Annotated in this window: 18 protein-coding genes; 9 read left to right on the plus strand and 9 right to left on the minus strand. The window is 60.2% G+C overall.

What is annotated here, in order from left to right:
* Positions 1 to 45: 45 nt before the first annotated feature.
* The 3 genes from B5495_RS03895 to greB are packed head-to-tail and all read left to right on the plus strand — an operon-like array spanning position 46 to position 2,699.
* Positions 46 to 708 (plus strand): response regulator, encoded by a 663-nt coding sequence (locus B5495_RS03895; RefSeq protein ID WP_079551494.1) that lies wholly within the window; start codon positions 46 to 48, stop codon positions 706 to 708.
* On the plus strand, positions 705 to 2,123 hold the full coding sequence (locus tag B5495_RS03900) for an ATP-binding protein (RefSeq protein ID WP_079551496.1): 1,419 nt from the start codon (positions 705 to 707) through the stop codon (positions 2,121 to 2,123). Before B5495_RS03895 ends, B5495_RS03900 begins: the two co-directional genes overlap by 4 nt.
* 21 nt (positions 2,124 to 2,144) lie before the next feature.
* Positions 2,145 to 2,699 (plus strand): transcription elongation factor GreB, encoded by a 555-nt coding sequence (gene greB / locus B5495_RS03905; RefSeq protein ID WP_079551498.1) that lies wholly within the window; start codon positions 2,145 to 2,147, stop codon positions 2,697 to 2,699.
* 445 nt (positions 2,700 to 3,144) lie between these two features.
* Here greB and B5495_RS03915 read toward each other — a convergent pair whose 3' ends face one another.
* On the minus strand, positions 3,145 to 3,894 hold the full coding sequence (locus B5495_RS03915; RefSeq protein ID WP_079550575.1) for an IS5 family transposase: 750 nt from the start codon (positions 3,892 to 3,894) through the stop codon (positions 3,145 to 3,147).
* A gap of 73 nt (positions 3,895 to 3,967) precedes the next feature.
* Here B5495_RS03915 and cyoA point away from each other — a divergent pair, with 73 nt between their 5' ends.
* Genes cyoA through cyoE form a run of 5 tightly spaced genes read left to right on the plus strand, consistent with a single transcriptional unit; the run spans position 3,968 to position 8,733 of the window.
* The gene (gene cyoA / locus B5495_RS03920; RefSeq protein ID WP_079554893.1) at positions 3,968 to 4,837 is read left to right on the plus strand and encodes a ubiquinol oxidase subunit II; all 870 of its coding nucleotides are present in this window, start codon (positions 3,968 to 3,970) and stop codon (positions 4,835 to 4,837) included.
* A gap of 4 nt (positions 4,838 to 4,841) precedes the next feature.
* Positions 4,842 to 6,860 (plus strand): cytochrome o ubiquinol oxidase subunit I, encoded by a 2,019-nt coding sequence (gene cyoB, locus B5495_RS03925; protein WP_079551502.1) that lies wholly within the window; start codon positions 4,842 to 4,844, stop codon positions 6,858 to 6,860.
* Between the two features lies 1 nt (position 6,861).
* Positions 6,862 to 7,500 (plus strand): cytochrome o ubiquinol oxidase subunit III, encoded by a 639-nt coding sequence (locus B5495_RS03930; RefSeq protein ID WP_079551504.1) that lies wholly within the window; start codon positions 6,862 to 6,864, stop codon positions 7,498 to 7,500.
* A gap of 1 nt (position 7,501) precedes the next feature.
* On the plus strand, positions 7,502 to 7,834 hold the full coding sequence (gene cyoD / locus B5495_RS03935; protein ID WP_079551506.1) for a cytochrome o ubiquinol oxidase subunit IV: 333 nt from the start codon (positions 7,502 to 7,504) through the stop codon (positions 7,832 to 7,834).
* Complete coding sequence (cyoE, locus tag B5495_RS03940; protein WP_079551508.1) at positions 7,792 to 8,733, plus strand: heme o synthase; 942 nt, start codon at positions 7,792 to 7,794, stop codon at positions 8,731 to 8,733. The genes cyoD and cyoE overlap by 43 nt, the downstream gene beginning before the upstream one ends.
* 318 nt (positions 8,734 to 9,051) lie before the next feature.
* Here the strand turns inward: cyoE and B5495_RS03945 are convergent, their stop codons facing one another.
* Both B5495_RS03945 and B5495_RS03950 read right to left on the minus strand, forming a co-directional pair.
* Positions 9,052 to 10,104 (minus strand): class I SAM-dependent methyltransferase, encoded by a 1,053-nt coding sequence (locus tag B5495_RS03945; protein ID WP_079551510.1) that lies wholly within the window; start codon positions 10,102 to 10,104, stop codon positions 9,052 to 9,054.
* A 9-nt stretch (positions 10,105 to 10,113) separates the two neighbouring features.
* Positions 10,114 to 10,869: a methyltransferase domain-containing protein gene (locus B5495_RS03950; protein ID WP_079554895.1), complete on the minus strand. Its 756-nt coding sequence runs from the start codon at positions 10,867 to 10,869 to the stop codon at positions 10,114 to 10,116.
* Between the two features lie 323 nt (positions 10,870 to 11,192).
* Between B5495_RS03950 and B5495_RS03955 the strand changes: the two genes are divergently transcribed.
* Positions 11,193 to 11,621 carry a DUF488 domain-containing protein gene (locus tag B5495_RS03955; RefSeq protein ID WP_079551512.1) on the plus strand — a complete coding sequence of 143 codons (429 nt, stop codon included), beginning with the start codon at positions 11,193 to 11,195 and terminating at the stop codon, positions 11,619 to 11,621.
* Between the two features lie 36 nt (positions 11,622 to 11,657).
* Here the strand turns inward: B5495_RS03955 and B5495_RS03960 are convergent, their stop codons facing one another.
* From B5495_RS03960 to B5495_RS03985, 6 genes are all read right to left on the minus strand, one after another.
* On the minus strand, positions 11,658 to 12,032 hold the full coding sequence (locus B5495_RS03960; RefSeq protein ID WP_079551514.1) for a thiol-disulfide oxidoreductase DCC family protein: 375 nt from the start codon (positions 12,030 to 12,032) through the stop codon (positions 11,658 to 11,660).
* A gap of 133 nt (positions 12,033 to 12,165) precedes the next feature.
* Positions 12,166 to 14,001, minus strand: coding sequence for a monovalent cation:proton antiporter-2 (CPA2) family protein (locus B5495_RS03965; RefSeq protein WP_154045207.1), 1,836 nt, complete (start codon positions 13,999 to 14,001; stop codon positions 12,166 to 12,168).
* A gap of 44 nt (positions 14,002 to 14,045) precedes the next feature.
* Complete coding sequence (locus B5495_RS03970) at positions 14,046 to 14,741, minus strand: extensin-like domain-containing protein (protein ID WP_079551516.1); 696 nt, start codon at positions 14,739 to 14,741, stop codon at positions 14,046 to 14,048.
* Positions 14,738 to 15,898 carry a toxic anion resistance protein gene (locus B5495_RS03975; protein ID WP_079551518.1) on the minus strand — a complete coding sequence of 387 codons (1,161 nt, stop codon included), beginning with the start codon at positions 15,896 to 15,898 and terminating at the stop codon, positions 14,738 to 14,740. Before B5495_RS03975 ends, B5495_RS03970 begins: the two co-directional genes overlap by 4 nt.
* Before the next feature lie 60 nt (positions 15,899 to 15,958).
* Positions 15,959 to 16,900 (minus strand): cobyrinic acid a,c-diamide synthase, encoded by a 942-nt coding sequence (locus B5495_RS03980; protein WP_079551519.1) that lies wholly within the window; start codon positions 16,898 to 16,900, stop codon positions 15,959 to 15,961.
* Between the two features lie 106 nt (positions 16,901 to 17,006).
* Complete coding sequence (locus B5495_RS03985; RefSeq protein ID WP_079551521.1) at positions 17,007 to 17,615, minus strand: helix-turn-helix domain-containing protein; 609 nt, start codon at positions 17,613 to 17,615, stop codon at positions 17,007 to 17,009.
* Positions 17,616 to 17,681: the final 66 nt, after the last annotated feature.

Genomic DNA, 17,681 nt, shown 5'->3' on the forward strand with positions numbered 1-17,681 from the left:
CCATGCTGCAAATCGGCCGTTCAACCATCTACCGCGAGTCCTGCCATGCGCGCACTGCTGATCGAAGATGACCCGCTGCTGGGCGACGGCATCAAAACGGCGCTGGAACGGGAGAAATACACCGTCGACTGGTTTACCCGGGGCAGCGAGGCGATAAGTGCGGTACATAACGAAACCTTCAGCGTCATGATTCTTGATCTGGGGCTTCCCGACATGGACGGTATGCAGGTGTTACAGCAGCTGCGGCACGAGACAACGTTACCCATTTTGATTTTAACCGCGCGCGATGCGGTCGAGGAGCGCATCCGCGGGCTGGATGCCGGCGCCGACGACTATGTGCTCAAACCCTTTGATTTACAGGAACTGCTGGCGCGCCTGCGCGTGGTTACCCGGCGTGCCACGGGGAGAGCCTCGCAGGTACTCACCCTCGGCGCTCTGAGCATCGACGAGGCCGAGCACAGCGTTATCTGGCACAATCAGGCCATCAAACTGGGGCGGCGCGAGTTTGCCTTGCTGCTGGAACTCGCACGCCATGCCGGCAACGTGCTGTCCCGGCCTCGCCTTGAGAGCCTGTTGTACGGCTGGGACGAAGCAGTCGAATCCAACACCCTGGAAGTCCACGTGCACCATTTACGTAAAAAGCTCGATAAACACCTGATTGTCACAGTTCGCGGGATTGGCTACCGGCTTGATCGCCAGGCGACATGATTTCCATACGCCGCTATTTCACCCGCACCCTGACGCTGATGCTGGTGGCAGGCGGCGGCATCGCGTTTGCCGCTGCGTATTTGATCACCGATCACGAAATGGAAGAAATACTCGACGCCCAGCTGAGTTTGCATGGCCGCGTGCTTACCGGTCAGCTGAGCCGCGAGACAACGCCTGCGCAGTATCAGCGTATTGCCCAAAGCCTGAGTATTCCCCGCTACCCGTCAGTCGTTTATCAGCACGGTGAGGCGCTGCCACCACCGGCCACGGCCACGCCGCCTGCGCTTTACCACGAAGAAGAACGAAACCTCGGGGTCGGGCTCTGGAACCGCGATAAAACCCCCCGACTGTTGACCGGCAAATGGAATAACCACGGCCTGTTTCCCGCCCCACAGGAAGAAGGCTATCGCTGGGTCACGTATAACGGCAGCCGTTGGCGGGTTTTCAGCCTGTGGGATAACGCCAGCGCCACGTGGTTGAGTCTGGGCCTGCACGGCAGCTTTCACGATGAGGTTGTGGAACGTATTGCGTGGAACAACCTGATTCCCATGCTGGTACTGCTACCGCTACTGCTATGGCTGATGAACCGCATCATACGGCGCGGGCTGTCTCCCGTGCGGCAGCTGTCGCGTCAGGTTGAAGGGCGTAGCGCCCGGGATTTAAGCCCCATCACCACCCCCGTACCGGACGAAATTGAAGGGCTGCGCCGCTCGTTGAACGCGTTTATTACCCGGCTGGAAGAAACGCTGAAGCGAGAGCGGCGCTTTACCGCCGATGCCGCCCACGAGCTGCGCACCCCGCTGGCGGCCCTCCGCATTCATCTGGATAACGCCCAGGCCGGCGAACAGCAGTCACTGCGCAAGGCGTATACCGGCGTGGAGCGCTTACAGCGAGTTGTCGAGCAGCTTCTGGTGCTGGCGCGGCTTGACCGCACGACAAAACAAAGTGCCGGCGTGATCGATATCTACCCGACCGTGTCCGACATCATGGCCGATTTATGGCCACAGGCGAACGCGCGCCAGCAACACCTTGAGCTAACCGGGAAAACGCGCCTGCCCGTGGCCGCAGACGACGTACAGGTCGGCATACTGGTACGCAACCTGATCGATAATGCCCTGCGCTACACGCCCGATAACGGCACTGTCACGGTTGAACTCGGGACCCAGGATGATCAGCCCTATCTCGCGGTGTGCGATACCGGCCCGGGTATTCCCCAGGAGCTCTTGCAAGCGGTGACGGAACGTTTTCGCCGCGCCGCGGACCAGCTGACCACGGGCAGCGGGTTGGGGTTATCCATTGTGCTTGAACTCGCCGAGCGCCAGCAGGCAGGCTTGACGTTACACAACCGCCAGCCGCACGGACTGGAAGCCCGAATTACGTGGTCTGCCCTGCCCGCTGAGCCCCGCAACCCGTAAACACGACGTGACGAGAACACAATGAAAGGCAGAAACATGACGCGCTGGCGCGATCCGGCGAAAGATCCGCGCCAGGAACCCAAAAGCAACGTGATTACCGCCGAAGGTGCGGCGCGCATGCGCGGTATTCTGGAGCATTTGTCGCGGGTGAAGCGCCCGGCGCTTTCCACCAAGGTGGGCGAGGCTGCCGCCCAGGGCGACCGCTCGGAGAACGCGGATTACACCTATAACAAAAAGGAGCTTAACCGCGTCATCGCGCGGATCCGCTACCTGACCAAGCGCCTCGACGAGCTGCAGGTGATCGACCGCCTGCCTGCCGATACCGGCAAGGTCTTTTTCGGCGCCTTTGTCGAGCTTGAGGACGAGCACGGCGAGACGCTGTCGCTACGCATCGTCGGCCACGATGAAACGGATACCCGAAAGCGCTGGATCAGCGTTGATGCACCGCTGGCCAAAGCACTGTTAGGCAAGCAAATTGACGACGATGTCACGGTATCAGCACCCGGCGGCGACAGCCTGTATAGCGTCAATACAATTCGCTACGCGCCCCGCCATGACGGGCATTCAGGACGCTGAAACCTTGTTTTCCCAGCACAACATTGATCCACATCAACCTTGGGTGCGACACAGGTGTGGCAAAAAGTCGCTTCACAGCGTCCTTTCACATCCTTGATAATACCCCTCCTCGCGGTTAAAGCCGCTGCGTTTGGCCTCCCGGTTTTCTCTCTCCCTTTCCGGGCAGACGCTCTGGCTTTACCTGCGGGCGTACGCCGAGCGAAGCGCCCCACCGCCCGTCACCACCACAGCAATGGCGGCAAGCTCCATGCCACCAATTAGCTTGCTAATAGTTAGCCTGCCTAGCACTAGCGGAGTGATGTTGGTTTGCTTGTCCCTGACAGGCCTGGGGCGTTTTGCCTCTCCACTCTCACGAGGTCGCAAGATGAGAAGAAAGAGCTTTACGCGCGCCATCGGTACCTTGTTGCTGATCACGCTGCCGCTGTTGCTAGGGCCTGTTGACGTTTCACATTGGGAGCCACAACAAACAGCACGCCAAGGCCACCATGCTTTCGTAGTTTCGCTTGAGCTTATCGTAGCGCGTCGCAATGGCGCGATACGGTTTCAGTCGAGCAAAGGCATTCTCAACCAGATGCCGGTAGCGATATAACCCCCTGTCCAGATTGGCATTTCCTTTTTTCGAGTTACGCCTGCGTGGAATCACCGCCGCCATGCCTTTGGCCTCGATCTGCTCACGGATACGTTCACTGTCATAGCCCTTGTCAGCCACCAGCGCATCACCTGCTGGCAAGTCGTCAATCAATGCCTGGGCTTCCGTGCTGTCGTGCACCTCACCCCCGGTTATCCTGAAGGCAATCGGTAACCCATAAGCATCCACGGTCAAGTGGATCTTGCTGGTATTGCCTGCACGACTTTTGCCGATGGCTTCTGCGTCTTCCGTGGCAGCCCCTGTGCTGTCCTGATGAGCCTTGACGTAGGAGCCATCAATGAACAGCCACTCGACATCAGGATCTTCCACCAGCGTGTTGAAAATCCTCATCAGCTTTCCACTCGCTGACCAGGCGTTAAAACGCTTGTAGACCGTATTCCAGGGGCCAAACGTCTCCGGTAGATCCCGCCACGGGCAGCCGGTGCGCATCCGATACAGGATGCCTTCCACCGTGGTACGCAAGTCAGCCTTGTCATAAATACCTTGTTGAAGCAGGATAGGTTTCAGCTTCGACCAGTGTTCATCCGTGAGCATTTGTCGGGGCATGGCAGGCTTGCAGTTTGTTGGCGTAGGAACCTTTATTCTGCGAGCTTGCCCCTATCCTGCCAATACCCCTGCCATGAAACGTCAACACGCCCTAGCAGGCTGCGGGTCTGCCCTGCTGGATTCCAAGGGCCAGATCGGCCAGGAGCAGACGCGGCTGATCTTGACCGTTTTTGGCCTGATGATGATCGTGGTCATTCCGGTTATCGGCATGACCTTCTGGTTTGCCGTACGCTATCGGCGCAGCAACAAAAACGCGGTTTACCACCCCGACTGGTCGCACTCCAACGCCATTGAAGTGGCGATATGGCTGATTCCCTGCATCATTATCGCGATCCTCGCGACAATGACATGGAAAACCTCCCATAGCCTTGACCCCCACAAGCCTATTGAAAGCGACGTTGCCCCGATGGAAATCCAGGTCGTTTCGCTGGATTGGAAATGGCTGTTCATCTATCCCGAACAGGGCATCGCCACGGTCAACGAGGTCGCCTTTCCCAAAGACGTACCGGTACGCTTCCGGGTGACGTCGGGCTCGGTGATGAATGCGTTTTTCATTCCCCATCTGGGCAGCCAGATCTACGCCATGGCGGGCATGGACAACGACGTTCACCTGATCGCCAATGAAAAAGGCGTTTATCCGGGACGTTCCACCAACTACAGCGGCTCGGGTTTTGCCGGCATGACGTTTGACGCTCACGCGACCTCACCAGAGGCGTTTGACGACTGGGTTGAAAACGTCCGCGAGTCCGCCGATAGCCTCACTTTCCCCGAGGAATACGAGGCGCTGGCCTTACCCACCCGGGATGTTCCGGTGAAATATTTCTCCGAGATATCGCCCCGGCTGTATGAAGACATTGTTCAGAGTTTTCATACCGGCCGCGACGGCGATGCATCCCCAAATAGCCACGGCGATGCGCCGATGAGCGCGGAGGCAGCGGAATAACATTATGTTCGGAAAACTAAGCTGGGAGTCGATCCCCTTCCATGAGCCCATCGTCATGGGCACCGTCGCGGTCATCGCGGTGGTAGCAGCGCTGCTGCTCGGGGCAATCACCTACTTCAAAAAATGGCAGTATCTGTGGTCAGAGTGGATTACCTCTGTTGACCATAAAAAACTCGGCATCATGTACTTTATCGTCGCGCTGGTGATGCTGGTTCGCGGTTTCTCGGATGCCATCATGATGCGCAGCCAGCAGGCATTGGCCGCCGGCGACGCCTCGGGCTATCTGCCACCCGAGCACTTTGATCAGATCTTCACCGCCCACGGCGTGATCATGATCTTCTTTGTGGCAATGCCCATGGTCATCGGCCTGATGAACCTGGTGGTGCCGCTGCAGATCGGCGCGCGCGACGTGGCCTTCCCGTTTCTCAATAACCTGAGTTTCTGGCTGTTTGTCGCCGGCGTGGTGCTGGTCAACCTGTCGCTGTTTATCGGCGAGTTTGCCAAAACCGGCTGGCTGGCCTACGCGCCGCTGTCGGGGATTCAGTACAGCCCTGATGTCGGGGTGGACTACTGGATATGGGCGTTGCAAATATCGGGGATCGGCACGACGCTGACCGGTATCAACTTCTTCGTCACCATTTTGAAGATGCGCACCAAGGGCATGACCATGTTCCGCATGCCGATCTTCACCTGGACGTCGCTTTGCGCCAACGTGCTGATCATCGCGTCATTCCCGATCCTCACCGCGACCATCGCGATGCTGACGCTGGATCGCTACTTCGGCATGCACTTCTTCACCAATGATTTTGGCGGCAACATGATGCTGTACGTCAACCTCATCTGGGCCTGGGGTCACCCCGAAGTGTATATCCTGATTTTGCCGGCATTTGGCGTGTTCTCCGAGGTCGCCTCGACGTTCTCGCGCAAGCGGCTGTTTGGCTATACCACCATGGTGTGGGCCACGGTATGTATTACCGTGCTCTCGTTCATGGTCTGGCTGCACCACTTCTTCACCATGGGTGCGGGCGCCAACGTCAACGCCTTCTTCGGCATCATGACGATGATCATCGCCATTCCCACCGGGGTGAAGATCTTCAACTGGCTGTTCACCATGTTCCGCGGGAGTATTCAGTTCACCTCGCCGGTCCTCTGGACGCTGGGCTTTATCGTCACCTTTACGCTGGGTGGCATGACCGGCGTAATGCTGGCCATTCCGGGCGCCGACTTTGTACTGCATAACAGCCTGTTTGTTATTGCCCACTTCCATAACGTCATCATCGGCGGCGTGGTCTTTGGCATGATGGCCGGCCTGACTTACTGGTTCCCCAAGGCGTTCGGTTTCACGCTCAACGAGAAATGGGGCAAGCGTTCGTTCTGGTGCTGGATCATCGGCTTTTACATGGCCTTCATGCCGCTCTACGCGCTGAGCTTCTTCGGTGCCGTACGCCGCATGCAGACCTACGCCGACACCAGCTGGCAGCCGCTGATGATTGCCGCCTGGGTTGGCGCCGTGATCATTCTGATGGGCATTGCCTGCACGGTGATTCAGCTTTACGTCAGCATTCGCGACCGCAAGCAGAATCTCGACGTCACCGGCGACCCCTGGGATGCGCGTACCTTTGAGTGGGCCACTTCATCTCCGGCACCGTTCTATAACTTTGCGCACCTGCCCGAAGTCACCGGCATCGACGGTTTCTGGGAAGACAAGCAGAAAAACGGCGCCGAAGCCCTGCTGAGCAATGGGCCTTACGAAGACATCCACATGCCCAAAAACACCGTGGCAGGCCCTGTCATCGGCATTCTCAGCATCGGTCTGGGCTTTGCGCTGATCTGGCACATCTGGTGGCTGGCGGCCCTTAGCGGCGCGGGCATGTTCGTTGCCTTCCTGATGCGCGTGTTCAACGATGACATCGACTACTACGTACCGGCTGCCGAGGTTGAGCGCATCGAGCGCGAGCACCGCGAGCGCTGGGCGCGTCGCGACGAACTCGAGCACACCAACCGAGTAGAGGTGCGGGCATAACATGGCAACGCAAACAATGAGTAATCAACACGCCCAGACGGCTGCGGCCGAGCATGAGCACGATCACCACGCCGATCATCATGATGCCGGCGGCACCAAGGTCTTCGGCTTCTGGGTCTATCTAATGAGCGATCTGGTGATCTTCGGGTCACTGTTCGCCACTTACGCCGTGCTCGCTGGGGGTACGGCGGGTGGCCCCTCGGGTCAGGATATTTTCGAGCTACCCTTTGTGCTGGTCGAAACCTTCCTGCTGCTGTTCTCGAGCTTTACCTACGGCATGGCCGTGCTTTCGATGAACACCGACAAGGTCGGCCAGCTGAAAGCCTGGCTGGGCATTACCTTTTTGCTCGGCGCGGCTTTTGTGGGCATGGAGCTTTACGAGTTCCACCACCTGATCGAGGAAGGCTTTGGCCCGGATCGCAGCGCGTTTCTCACCGCGTTCTTCACCCTGGTGGGCACCCACGGGCTGCACGTCACCTTTGGCCTGATCTGGATTGCGGTGATGTTCGTGCAGGTCTCGACCAAAGGGCTGAATCACATGACCCGCCCGCGGATCATGTGCCTGAGCCTGTTCTGGCACTTTCTGGACATTGTCTGGATCTGCGTCTTCTCCTTCGTCTACCTGATGGGAGTGCTGTGATATGAGCGATTCACATACGGCGCCGGGCGGCGCCAGCCACGGCAGCGTCAAAACCTACGTCGTCGGGCTGATTCTTTCCCTCGTGCTGACGGTGATCCCGTTTACCGCGGTAATGAGCGGCGCGTTCAATACCGGCATGACCGTGATCATCGTTGTCGCCATGGCGGTCGCCCAGATTCTGGTGCAGCTGATCATGTTCATGCACATGAACACTAAGTCTGACGACGGCTGGAATCTGACATCTTTCGTTTTCACCATAACCATCCTGGCTCTGGTCGTGGGAGGTTCGCTATGGATCATGCACCACTTGCAACTCAATATGATGATCGGCTAGTGGCAACGCCGAGCCGATTCCAGGACTTTATCACCCTGACCAAGCCGGGCATCATTGGCGGTAACGTGATCTCGGTGATGGGCGGTTTCTTTCTCGCCGCCCAGGGCACGTTTGACGGCTGGCTGTTTGTCGCCGCCCTGCTGGGGCTGGCGCTGGTGATTGCCTCGGGTTGCGCGTTCAACAACGTGATTGACCGCGACATCGACGCGCTCATGTCGCGCACCCGCAACCGCCCGCTGGTACAGGGGCGCATCACCCCGGCGGCGACGCTGGTCTTTGCCACGCTTCTGGGCGCCGGCGGGTTTGGCCTGCTGGCACTGGGTACCAACGCGCTGACGGTCGGCCTTGCCGCGTTCGGCTTTGCGATTTATGTGGGGGCGTATAGCCTTTATATGAAGCGCAACTCGGAATTCGGCACGCTGGTCGGTAGCCTTTCCGGCGCGATGCCGCCGGTGGTGGGCTATTGCGCGGTGACCGGGCAGTTTGATACCGGCGCGCTGACGCTGCTGGTGATTTTCTGCCTGTGGCAGATGCCGCACTCCTACGCGATTGCGATCTTTCGTCGGGAAGATTACCGCGCGGCGTCGATTCCAGTACTGCCGGTAGTGCGCGGCATTGAAACCGCCAAGCACTATATCCTCGGCTATATTCTGGCCTTTGTGGTCGCTACGCTGACGCTGAGCCTGGCCGGCTACGCAGGCGCTGGCTACTTTGCCGTCGCACTGGTGATGGGGGTTTACTGGCTGTATCTGGGGCTTGAAGGCTACCGCGCCCGCGACGATGTCAAATGGGCCAAGCAGGTGTTCGGCTTCTCCATTCTCACCATCACCGCTCTGAGCGTGATGATGTCGGTAGATTCAAGCCTGGCGCCCAACGTAGCGCTCTGGACGTCACTCTAAAGCCTGCCTGACAGCAAGCCAGTAACCAAAACCGCGCGACCCTTTCGGGCCGCGCGGTTTTTTTGTGGGTGCCTGAAAGCACTCGGTCACACACAACCCGGACGCCTACGGCGCCTTTCGCGCGGCATAGCCGCCCTCCTACAAAGCAAGAGGCAGTGAACAGGTTGCGTAGGAGGCCCTGAGTTTAGAATAAAGCGTACCGGGCGATGCAGGCCAAAGGCCTGCCGGGGTGCGGTGGCACAACTGTCGCGCAGCAGAGCTGCCCTCCTACAACCCCGAATGATAGCAATCATCAGGTTTTCGTAGGAGGCCCTGAGTTTAGAATAAAGCGTACCGGGCGATGCAGGCCCGATACACCTTGAACCGGCGGTTATCGGCCAGCACATCAAACGTCCCAAACGCACGCTCCAGCGGCACGGCATACGGCAGGAATGCGTTGGCTACCAGCACCAGCTTTCCACCTTTAGTCAGGTGACCGGACGCTTCGGCAATCAGGCGTCCCGCCGCGCCGTAGTCGATCTCGCGCTCCTGATGAAACGGCGGATTGCTGATGATCAGGTCAAAACGCTCATCGCCCAGCGCCGAATACACGTCGCTGGCCAGCACGCAGCCGTCTGCGCCATTTTCAGCCAGCGTCCTGCGACAGGCCTCAACGGCAAAGTGATTGACGTCTACCGCGCTGACGTTATGCCCCTGGCGCGCTAGCCAGGCGCTGATAATCCCGTCCCCGCAGCCAACGTCGAGCACCTTGAGCGGCGTATCGCCAAGCGCGCCCTCCAGCGTATCCAGCAGCAGCGTGGTGCCTTCATCGACCTTACCGTGGCCAAACACCCCCGGATGGCTGACCATCTGCATATCGCGCGCGGTAAAGCGTTCCCACGCCTGTGAGGCAAGGCGCTCGGCCGGCAGCGCGTCGGGTGCGCGGGTCTGGGTGACAAACACCGAGCAGCGCCGCGCGCCGTCGCGCTTGTCGCACTCAAGCCCGCGCTCGGCGAGCCATTTGGGCACGCGCCTAATGCCGCCCTGATGCTCGCCCACTACCGCCACCGGCGTACCGTCGGGCAGTGTCTGGTTCAGCCAGTCAAGCCACCACCCGCCCAGCCGCAGCGCTTTCGGCCAGAACAGCACCACGGCGTGAATCGTACCGCCGCGCAGCTTGGCCTCCGTTGCCTCATCAAGCGGCGATACCACGGGCGTACTCTGCGCCGCAAAGCGCTCATGCAGCGCTTGATCGGCGCTGACAACGCCCGCGGCAGCACTCAAAAGCCAAGGGTCATCCGGCGGCGCGATCGCCCAGAAAGAGGCAAAGTCGGGATCTTTGCTAAACGCATCGCGTTCCAGCAGTTGGCAGCTCGGCGTCTGAGCACTCATCGGGCTCTCCTATTGATTCACACAGGGTGGCTTACGCAGGGTATAAAGCAGGTAGCGCCCAAGGCGCCAGTGCGGGTCGGTACGGCAGTATTGGCGCTCAAGGGCGAAAAGCGTCGCCTGATCATCCGCATCTGCCACCGGTTCGCGCAGGTAATCCTGAAAAATACGGATGCCCGCTACGCCGTCAAGGGTCAAGCCGGCGGCGGCGGCAAAGTGCTCGATCTGAGCGTGGGTCAGCGGCGATACGGGCGTCAGGCGCTTGCGCTTGCCCAGCCCTTCCAACCGATCGTCCAGCGCCTTTTGCCGGTTGCCCTTGATCACGTTGGCAAACCGCAGCGCGTCGCGGTTGAACACCATCAGGCTTAGCTGACCGCCGGGCGCCACCAGCCGGCCAAGCGCTTCGAGTGCGGCACGCGGGTCGCCCATCCACTCAAGTACCGCGTGGCATATCACCAGCGGCCAGGGGCCGGGGGCTGCCGTATCCAGCGCCTGCAGCGGCGCCTGCAGATAATCGATGCGCTCGGCGAACGTCTCATCAGCGAGGGTGGCGCGCGCCAGCGCGAGCATATCACCAGACGGCTCGGCAAGTGTAACGTGATGGCCGCGGCGGGCCAGCCACGCTGCCTGCTGACCAAGGCCGCCGCCCACGTCCAGCGCCAGCTGGCCGCTAAGCGTTAGCATCTCGGGCAATAGCGCATCCAGCAACGCCAAACGTAGCTCGCCGCGCGGGGCGTTATACAGCGAGCGGGCAAACTTCTCCGCCATGCCGTCGAAATAACGGTCGCCTGCCGCCGTCAGTTCGGGCGCTTGTGGAGAGGCTTTCACTGGCGAGACTTTCACTGACGATCGCTCCGCGCATTGGGTGGGATGGCTTGCCTACCAATCGTGTCGCTTACCAAGCGTGCGGAGAGCGGCGATGGCGCGCTAGATTATTCACTCACACGAAAATAATCAATATGTTAAACGCTAGACCAACCGCTATCACGCTGCACTATCTCTCCTTGCCTGAAAAGTCCGAGTTTTTTCGCGAATTACTGATAAAATAACGCTTAGCCTGACCGAATTATCAACTGGCAAGGGAGGAATGCGTGAGCTACCAGATTGAGTTAAAGCGTATTTATGCACCGGTCAGCCAGGACGACGGCGCCCGCGTGCTGGTCGACCGGCTATGGCCCCGGGGGAAAACCCACGACACGCTACACCTGACCGCGTGGCATCCCGAAGCCGCCCCCTCTATCGGGCTACATCGCCAATATGACCAGGGGCGCCTCAGTCACACGTCGCTTCTGACGCGCTATCGCCTCGATCTTCGCGACAGCGGCGAGGCGCTACTCCCGCTGATGGTATATGCCCGCAAGGGCACTTTAACGCTGCTGACCAGCGAGCGGCGACTAGAACACTCTTACCTGATCGAGCTACGTGCCATCCTACTTGAAGCCCTCGAAGCAGAGGACATAGCCGACCGCGAGCCGTCATCGCCACCCTGCTATGCTCACGAAATGCGCAATTGGCTGTGAGCAACCCTGCCTGGTTGTCGACGGAGCAACCGGGCTTTACGGCAGGCGGCCTTCACGCTCAAGCCGCCGGCACACCCAGCGCTGGTAGAGCTTTGTCAACACGCCGTTGACGCCGGGAAGCGCCATGAAAAAAGCCGCCGGACGTAGCCTCGGCACGCGCTTCATCAGCAACACGTAGGCCTCGATTCCTTCATACAGCTGCCCGCTGGCGTCTTCAACGTGCAGCGACATCATCGCCGCGTCCGGGTCAACGTCAATCGAGTGCAGGTGCTCGGTGTACTGGTTAAAATCGCACCAGATCACCGACTTTCCCGTTTCTCCCGCCCAGCGTTCATAGCGGGCACGGTCGCGCCGGCATATCGGGCAGGCGCCGTCGTAATAGACATAAAGTAATGTGGTTTCTGCTGTCATAATGCCTCCGCCGGTTTCGCACCATCATCGCCTCAATCGCTGTCAGCGATGCCAGCTGATCGATGGAGTAGCGCACGCTTCTCACATCCAAAAACGTAACGCTCTGATACGGACGAACTAGCTCGCGAATCATTCATGGATGATGAGATGATTTGTCGAGGGTTGATGACGCCTCGAGAGTTCCCGGGGTCAGGCTTTCCTCATCCGCTTGGAAAAGCTCCTGTAACTCCCGGTTGGCCTGCTCGTGACTCTGCGCCAGCTGTTGCGTCTCGCGGGTTGTCTCCATCTGCTGTGCCAGGGTGCGCTCATCGTGTTGGTAAAAGGTCTCGATGGTGTGCTCGGCAACCTCGTCCTTGACGCCTAGCTCCATCAATACCCGCCGCGACATTTCAAGACTCGACAGCAGCAGCTCGCGAATCACGATAGACACGCCAAGGCGCATCAGCTGCTGGGCATGATAGCGATCCCGCGCCCGAGCAAGCAGTTTGGCCCGGGGGAAACGTCGCCGAATCAGCCGCGCCACCCGCATGGAGACGTCCACATCGCTCACGGCCAGCACCAGCAGGTACGCGCGCTCTGCCCCGGCGGCCTCCAACAGATCCAGCCGCGAGGCATCGCCGAAATAGACCTGATGGCCGTAACGTCGCACGAAATCGACCCGTTCCGGGTCGCTGTCCAGCACCGTAAAAGGAATCTGCAAATTCTGCAGCACCCGCCCGACGACCTGGCCGAAACGACTGAAACCGATGATCAACACCTGATTTTCGACGCGCTGGGGCTGGTCGTATTCACGCGACGGCTTCTTCTTTGGCGCTAACAGGCCGGAACGCAGCGCCAACGCGTTGATCAGCGGCGCGAGTGCGATGGAAAGCGACACAATCAGGATCAGCGTATTGACCAGCGGCGCCTCAAGCAAGCCAGCGGCCAGCGCGGCGGAGAACAGCACGAAGCCGAACTCACCGCCGTGCCCCATCAGCACCCCGAGCCGCAAGGCGACGGGCCAAGGCCGACGAAACAGCCGCGTGGCCAGCAGCAGCATCAGGAATTTGACGACGAACAACCCCAGCACGAGAAGCAGAATGCGCAGTGGCTCTTCCAGCAACAGGCCGATCTGGGCGGTCATCCCCACCGCCATGAAGAAAAGCCCCAACAGCAGCCCCTTGAACGGCTGAATATCCGCCTCGATGGCCGGGCGATATTCCGAATCCGCCAGCAGCACGCCGGCAACAAAAGCGCCCAGCGCCATGGATAATCCCGCTTTCTCCATCAACAGGGCCGCTCCCAGCACCACCATCAAGGCAACCGCAAGGAACATCTCCCGGCTTTGTACCCGGGCGATCTGATGAAACAGCGGGCGCAGCAGATAACGTCCGCAGAGAATCAATATGACGAAGGCACCGACGCCCAGCACGATATCCTTGATCATTGCCGAAGAATCGCCATCAAGGTTCGCCCCGGCGCCAAGGAAAGGAATCAGCGCGAGTACCGGAATGGTGGCCATGTCCTGAAACAGCAGAATGGAAAAAGCGTAACGGCCCTGGCGACTCTGCAACTCACCGCCCTCGCCGAGCAGCTGCAGGACCAGGGGCGTCGAGCTCAGCCCCAGGCCAAACCCCACGATCAGCGCCGCCGTAGGAGACAGCCCCAACAGCCAGGCAATCAGGGCGATGGCCAAGCCAGCGGTGAGAAGCTGCAGGCCGCCGAAAACGAACACCGCCTGGCGCATCAGCTTTAGCCGCGAAAGCTTGAGTTCCAGACCGATGATAAACAATAGGAAAACGATGCCGATCTGGGAAAACCCCAGCACCTGTTCGGGATCGCTCACCAAGCCAAGAGCGGCCGGGCCAATGGCTACGCCTGCCAACAGATACCCCAGCACTTCGCCAAGACCTAACTTTTTACACAGCGGCACTACCGCCACCGCCGCGACGAGAAATACCAGGGCGGAATACATCAGTCCGGTTTCCAAGGGCACATACTCCAGAGCGAAAATTATAGGGGATGGCCAGCTTCCTAGCGGCACAAACTGAACCCACCCACGGCCAAATGAAAATGATTGGCATGAGCGGCATTATATTCCGGCCCCAGTACCGTGGCGAAACGTCGACACGCGCCACGCTGAATCTCGTGCAGGAACTGGCCGGTCTTGCCTTCCTCCTGCCAATCGTCAAGCACGCTTATTCTCCGCCCGTCTGCCAGTGTGAAAGCGGCCACATCCAGCGCTTCTGCCGACGCATGGGCACTGCGCCGAGCATTTTCACGACCATAGATATTGCGGCAGGCGAAGCTGCCATAATGCTCGACGCGACTGACCGGGCTGCCCAGAAGATTTCTGGCCGCCGGCTGCAGCGTGTGATACTCAAACATCAGCCAGCCCAGCGCCAGCGGGCAGGTCGCCACAAAGCTGCGGTTGAACTGCACGCCGCTGGCGTTCAGACGTACCACATTGGTGAGCGGGCAGCTGGGGGTCGGCACATAATCCACCAACGCCTGATATTCGAGCGCGCTATCCGGCAGCGTATCCAGCACCGCCAGACACCCCTGACGATCACGCTTGAGCCACGTAAGCTTCCAGCCGGTGACCGGGGTAACCGGGTCCTGAATACGCAGTGGCTCAAAGGGGCTCCATTGTCGCGGAATCGCCCAGACGCCCTTGTCGAGAGCGACACCGATGGCGATCAGCACCAGCAAGCAGAGTAGGCGCTTCACCGGGGCGGCCGCTCGTCACGGCTGCGTTGCACCCGCTCGATGGCTTCACTGCCCTGACGGGAAAGAGTATCCAGACGGCTGACCTGCTCTGCCAGCCGCGGCAGCGCCTCGCGACGATAGCGCGAGACGTCGTCGATGGCGGCCATAACGTCGCCAAACGACTGTTCAAGCTTGTGCATGTCGAGCATCGCCGAGCCGGCGCGGGTCTGAATCTCCGTGCCCTGGCGGCGCAGGGCCTGAGCGGTGCCGGCGATCATATCCGCGGTGGTGGCATTGAGCGCCTCAACCTTGTCCAGCACCAGCCGCTGATTGGCCAGCCCCAGCGCTACGGTCACGGCCACGCTCAGTGCAGAAACGGTGACGTTGATGGCTCTATCCACGCCACGGATCAATTCCCGATTGTTGCGAATGAGCACTTCCAGCGCCAGCACGCCCTGCTGACTGACGGCCAGCTGCTGCTGGAGATCGACAATGCGCTGGCGCAGCGGAAACAGCAGCTCCTCCTCGATAAAACGGCGCTCGGCATCGTCTTGCGGCAGTGCTTCGGCTTTAAGCACCAAACGTTGATCAATCAGCTGGCCCAGCTCGATCTGCTCCTGCAGCTTTTCCGCCGCCTCTTCCAGCGCCTGCTGATCATCCGCCAGGGTCAGGTTATCGCGCCCCAGCCGATCCTTGCCCGCTTCAAGCTCATGAATGATCGCATCCAGCGCCTGCTGGGCACTTTCATACTTCTGAAAATAGCGCTCCAGACCGGTGCTCATGCCGGGAATGAGCGTCAGGATTCGATCGATACCCCGCCGAGCCAGATGGTGGCGCTGCGGATCGAGTTCATGCATGCGCTGGCGCAGCCCGGTTAGCGCCTGAGCCACCGGCCCGCCTTCGTCTCCCTGCTCGGCCAGCGTACGCATCGGGGTCTTGAGCAGTTCGCTCTGGTAGGCGGCCTGACGCTGGATCTCACGGCCCAGTTCGTCCACGTGGCGGCGCTGGGTCTGGCGCTCATTGCCCTGTGTCAACAACGCCGCCACGAAACGCTCGGCCTGATCCGGCAGGCTCGCCGTTCCCTCTGAGGAGGAAGACTTACGCTCCAGATCGGCGGCAACTTCCTCCGTCGACGGCAGGTATAGCGCTGGGTTGTGGGGATCTTGCGGGGTTGGCATAAGTCGAAGCGTCCTTCTGGAAGGGGATAAAAGCTCAAGGGCCGTTCTCAAGGCTCGTTCTTAAAGGCTACGGCTATAACGTTCCGCCCGGGCCACGAAGCGCTGCAGATCCCCCAGCGCTTGATCAGCGCTGACGGACGCCTGAGGACGGCGAGTATCCACTCGGGCCATTGCCACCGCCGCGTTATCCAGCGCGGTCAATGCAGTTTCGTTGCGGCCACTGAGTTCACGCAAATGTCGGTGGGTGTCCTCCACCAGCGCCAGGCGGCGTTCCAGAGCCAGGCGCTCCGCGGGGGATAATCGATCGCCTTCACGCGCCAGTCGCTGGCGCACAAGATTCCCGTCCACTCCCGCCACGCCGCTCGCCTGAGAGGCCATCGTGGTCAGATTATCCACCGCCACAAAACACACCTCCGCCACCAGCGAGCGGGCGCGCTCAAAGGCAAGCTCGCCCACCTCGAAACGCTCCAGCAATACCGCAATCGCCTTGCGATAGCGACTATAAAGGCGATCTGCCTGTTGGGCGAGAGCCGGCTGCTTGACCGCTAACAGACGCTTTTTGGCATCACACAGCGCTAGAATCACAGCGTCCGCATTGGCCGGAGGATGATCCGGATCGAGGATTTCCTCCCCGGCTTCGCGGGCGTCATGCGCCTGCTTCGCCTGACGCTGAGCCACGTCACGCTCGTGCTGAGCGTCGAGGCGTCGCTGCTGGCGGTTTCCCCACCAGCCGCGCAAGCGGCGTTCCAGAGGAAGCGCCACGGCAACCGCCACGAGACCCGCCAGCCAACCGCCCAGGGACGGCCCGAAGCCGCCCCACAGTGAGGTCAGCCACAACAGCCCCGCCAGAAAAGGCACGGCAAACCAGTAACGGATAACGACCTGCCAACGCGAAGGCCGCAGCGTGCCCAACGCACGGCGCGGGCTAACCAGACCGACCAAAAACCAGGGCAGGCAGGAAAGAAACAGCCCGTAGGAGAAACCTTGAAGAAATTCCAGCATGCGGCGTTACGTCCGATAGACAGACAAATATTGAGTGTAAAGCAAGGACGTCAGGCAAGGAAAAAAGACGGTGGCACTCTCTGCATGACACAGCGTCTTCAAAGGGTCAAACCAAGGACGACACAGCGGCCGGTGAGGCCATCTCCCCCAGCATGGCGGCAGCTTCTTCCAGCAGCGCCAACGCCCGCGTTACCGGCACACGCCCCGCCGGACCTGACACGGACAGCCAACGCACAGGCTGGCTGCCTAGCAGGACGACCGCCAACATTTCACCGCCGGGAATTACCGGACGCGGATCATCTGCGTTGGCGCATGCCCAGCGCATTCCCGGATGTAGGTCATGCCGCAGTGCCTGAGACGGCAACGCCACCAAGCGGCATTCAACGCCTTCCGACGTACGCTCGAGCAACGCAGCGGTTTCCTCAAGCTGCGCGGCGACCCGCTGCAAGCGAGGCTCTATCCGTACCAGAACGTCCTGGTCATCAGGTCGGCGACGTGCCAGCCGGCCGGGCGTGTCACCCAGCTGCCAGGTGCCGTCCCCCGTGCGGCGTACGTAGCCAAAGCGAGCCAGTGAGCCCAGCAAGCGTAACAGCGTGCTTTTGTAAAAGCCGGTACGCCGCGCAAGCGTTGCCAAACTAAATTTTTCCTCAGCGTCGTCAAATACCTCCAGCACCGTCAGAGCGCGCTCGACGGCTGCCACCCTATCGTTGGCCATGGAACTCACCTCCTCAACCAAAAACAGCTACCCTAAACTTTGGTCGCAATCCCACCGAACAGCATT

This window comes from Vreelandella subglaciescola (assembly GCF_900142895.1).
Classification (GTDB): Bacteria; Pseudomonadota; Gammaproteobacteria; order Pseudomonadales; family Halomonadaceae; genus Vreelandella; species Vreelandella subglaciescola.

Excerpts from the sequence above, each read along its gene's own strand:
- B5495_RS03895 (WP_079551494.1), top strand. The coding sequence starts at position 46 with ATGCGCGCACTGCTGATCGAAGATGACCCGCTGCTGGGCGACGGCATC.
- B5495_RS03900 (WP_079551496.1), top strand. The coding sequence starts at position 705 with ATGATTTCCATACGCCGCTATTTCACCCGCACCCTGACGCTGATGCTG.
- greB (WP_079551498.1), top strand. The coding sequence starts at position 2,145 with ATGAAAGGCAGAAACATGACGCGCTGGCGCGATCCGGCGAAAGATCCG.
- B5495_RS03915 (WP_079550575.1), bottom strand. The coding sequence starts at position 3,894 with ATGCCCCGACAAATGCTCACGGATGAACACTGGTCGAAGCTGAAACCT.
- cyoA (WP_079554893.1), top strand. The coding sequence starts at position 3,968 with ATGAAACGTCAACACGCCCTAGCAGGCTGCGGGTCTGCCCTGCTGGAT.
- cyoB (WP_079551502.1), top strand. The coding sequence starts at position 4,842 with ATGTTCGGAAAACTAAGCTGGGAGTCGATCCCCTTCCATGAGCCCATC.
- B5495_RS03930 (WP_079551504.1), top strand. The coding sequence starts at position 6,862 with ATGGCAACGCAAACAATGAGTAATCAACACGCCCAGACGGCTGCGGCC.
- cyoD (WP_079551506.1), top strand. The coding sequence starts at position 7,502 with ATGAGCGATTCACATACGGCGCCGGGCGGCGCCAGCCACGGCAGCGTC.
- cyoE (WP_079551508.1), top strand. The coding sequence starts at position 7,792 with ATGGATCATGCACCACTTGCAACTCAATATGATGATCGGCTAGTGGCA.
- B5495_RS03945 (WP_079551510.1), bottom strand. The coding sequence starts at position 10,104 with ATGAGTGCTCAGACGCCGAGCTGCCAACTGCTGGAACGCGATGCGTTT.
- B5495_RS03950 (WP_079554895.1), bottom strand. The coding sequence starts at position 10,869 with ATGGCGGAGAAGTTTGCCCGCTCGCTGTATAACGCCCCGCGCGGCGAG.
- B5495_RS03960 (WP_079551514.1), bottom strand. The coding sequence starts at position 12,032 with ATGACAGCAGAAACCACATTACTTTATGTCTATTACGACGGCGCCTGC.
- B5495_RS03975 (WP_079551518.1), bottom strand. The coding sequence starts at position 15,898 with ATGCCAACCCCGCAAGATCCCCACAACCCAGCGCTATACCTGCCGTCG.
- B5495_RS03980 (WP_079551519.1), bottom strand. The coding sequence starts at position 16,900 with ATGCTGGAATTTCTTCAAGGTTTCTCCTACGGGCTGTTTCTTTCCTGC.
- B5495_RS03985 (WP_079551521.1), bottom strand. The coding sequence starts at position 17,615 with ATGGCCAACGATAGGGTGGCAGCCGTCGAGCGCGCTCTGACGGTGCTG.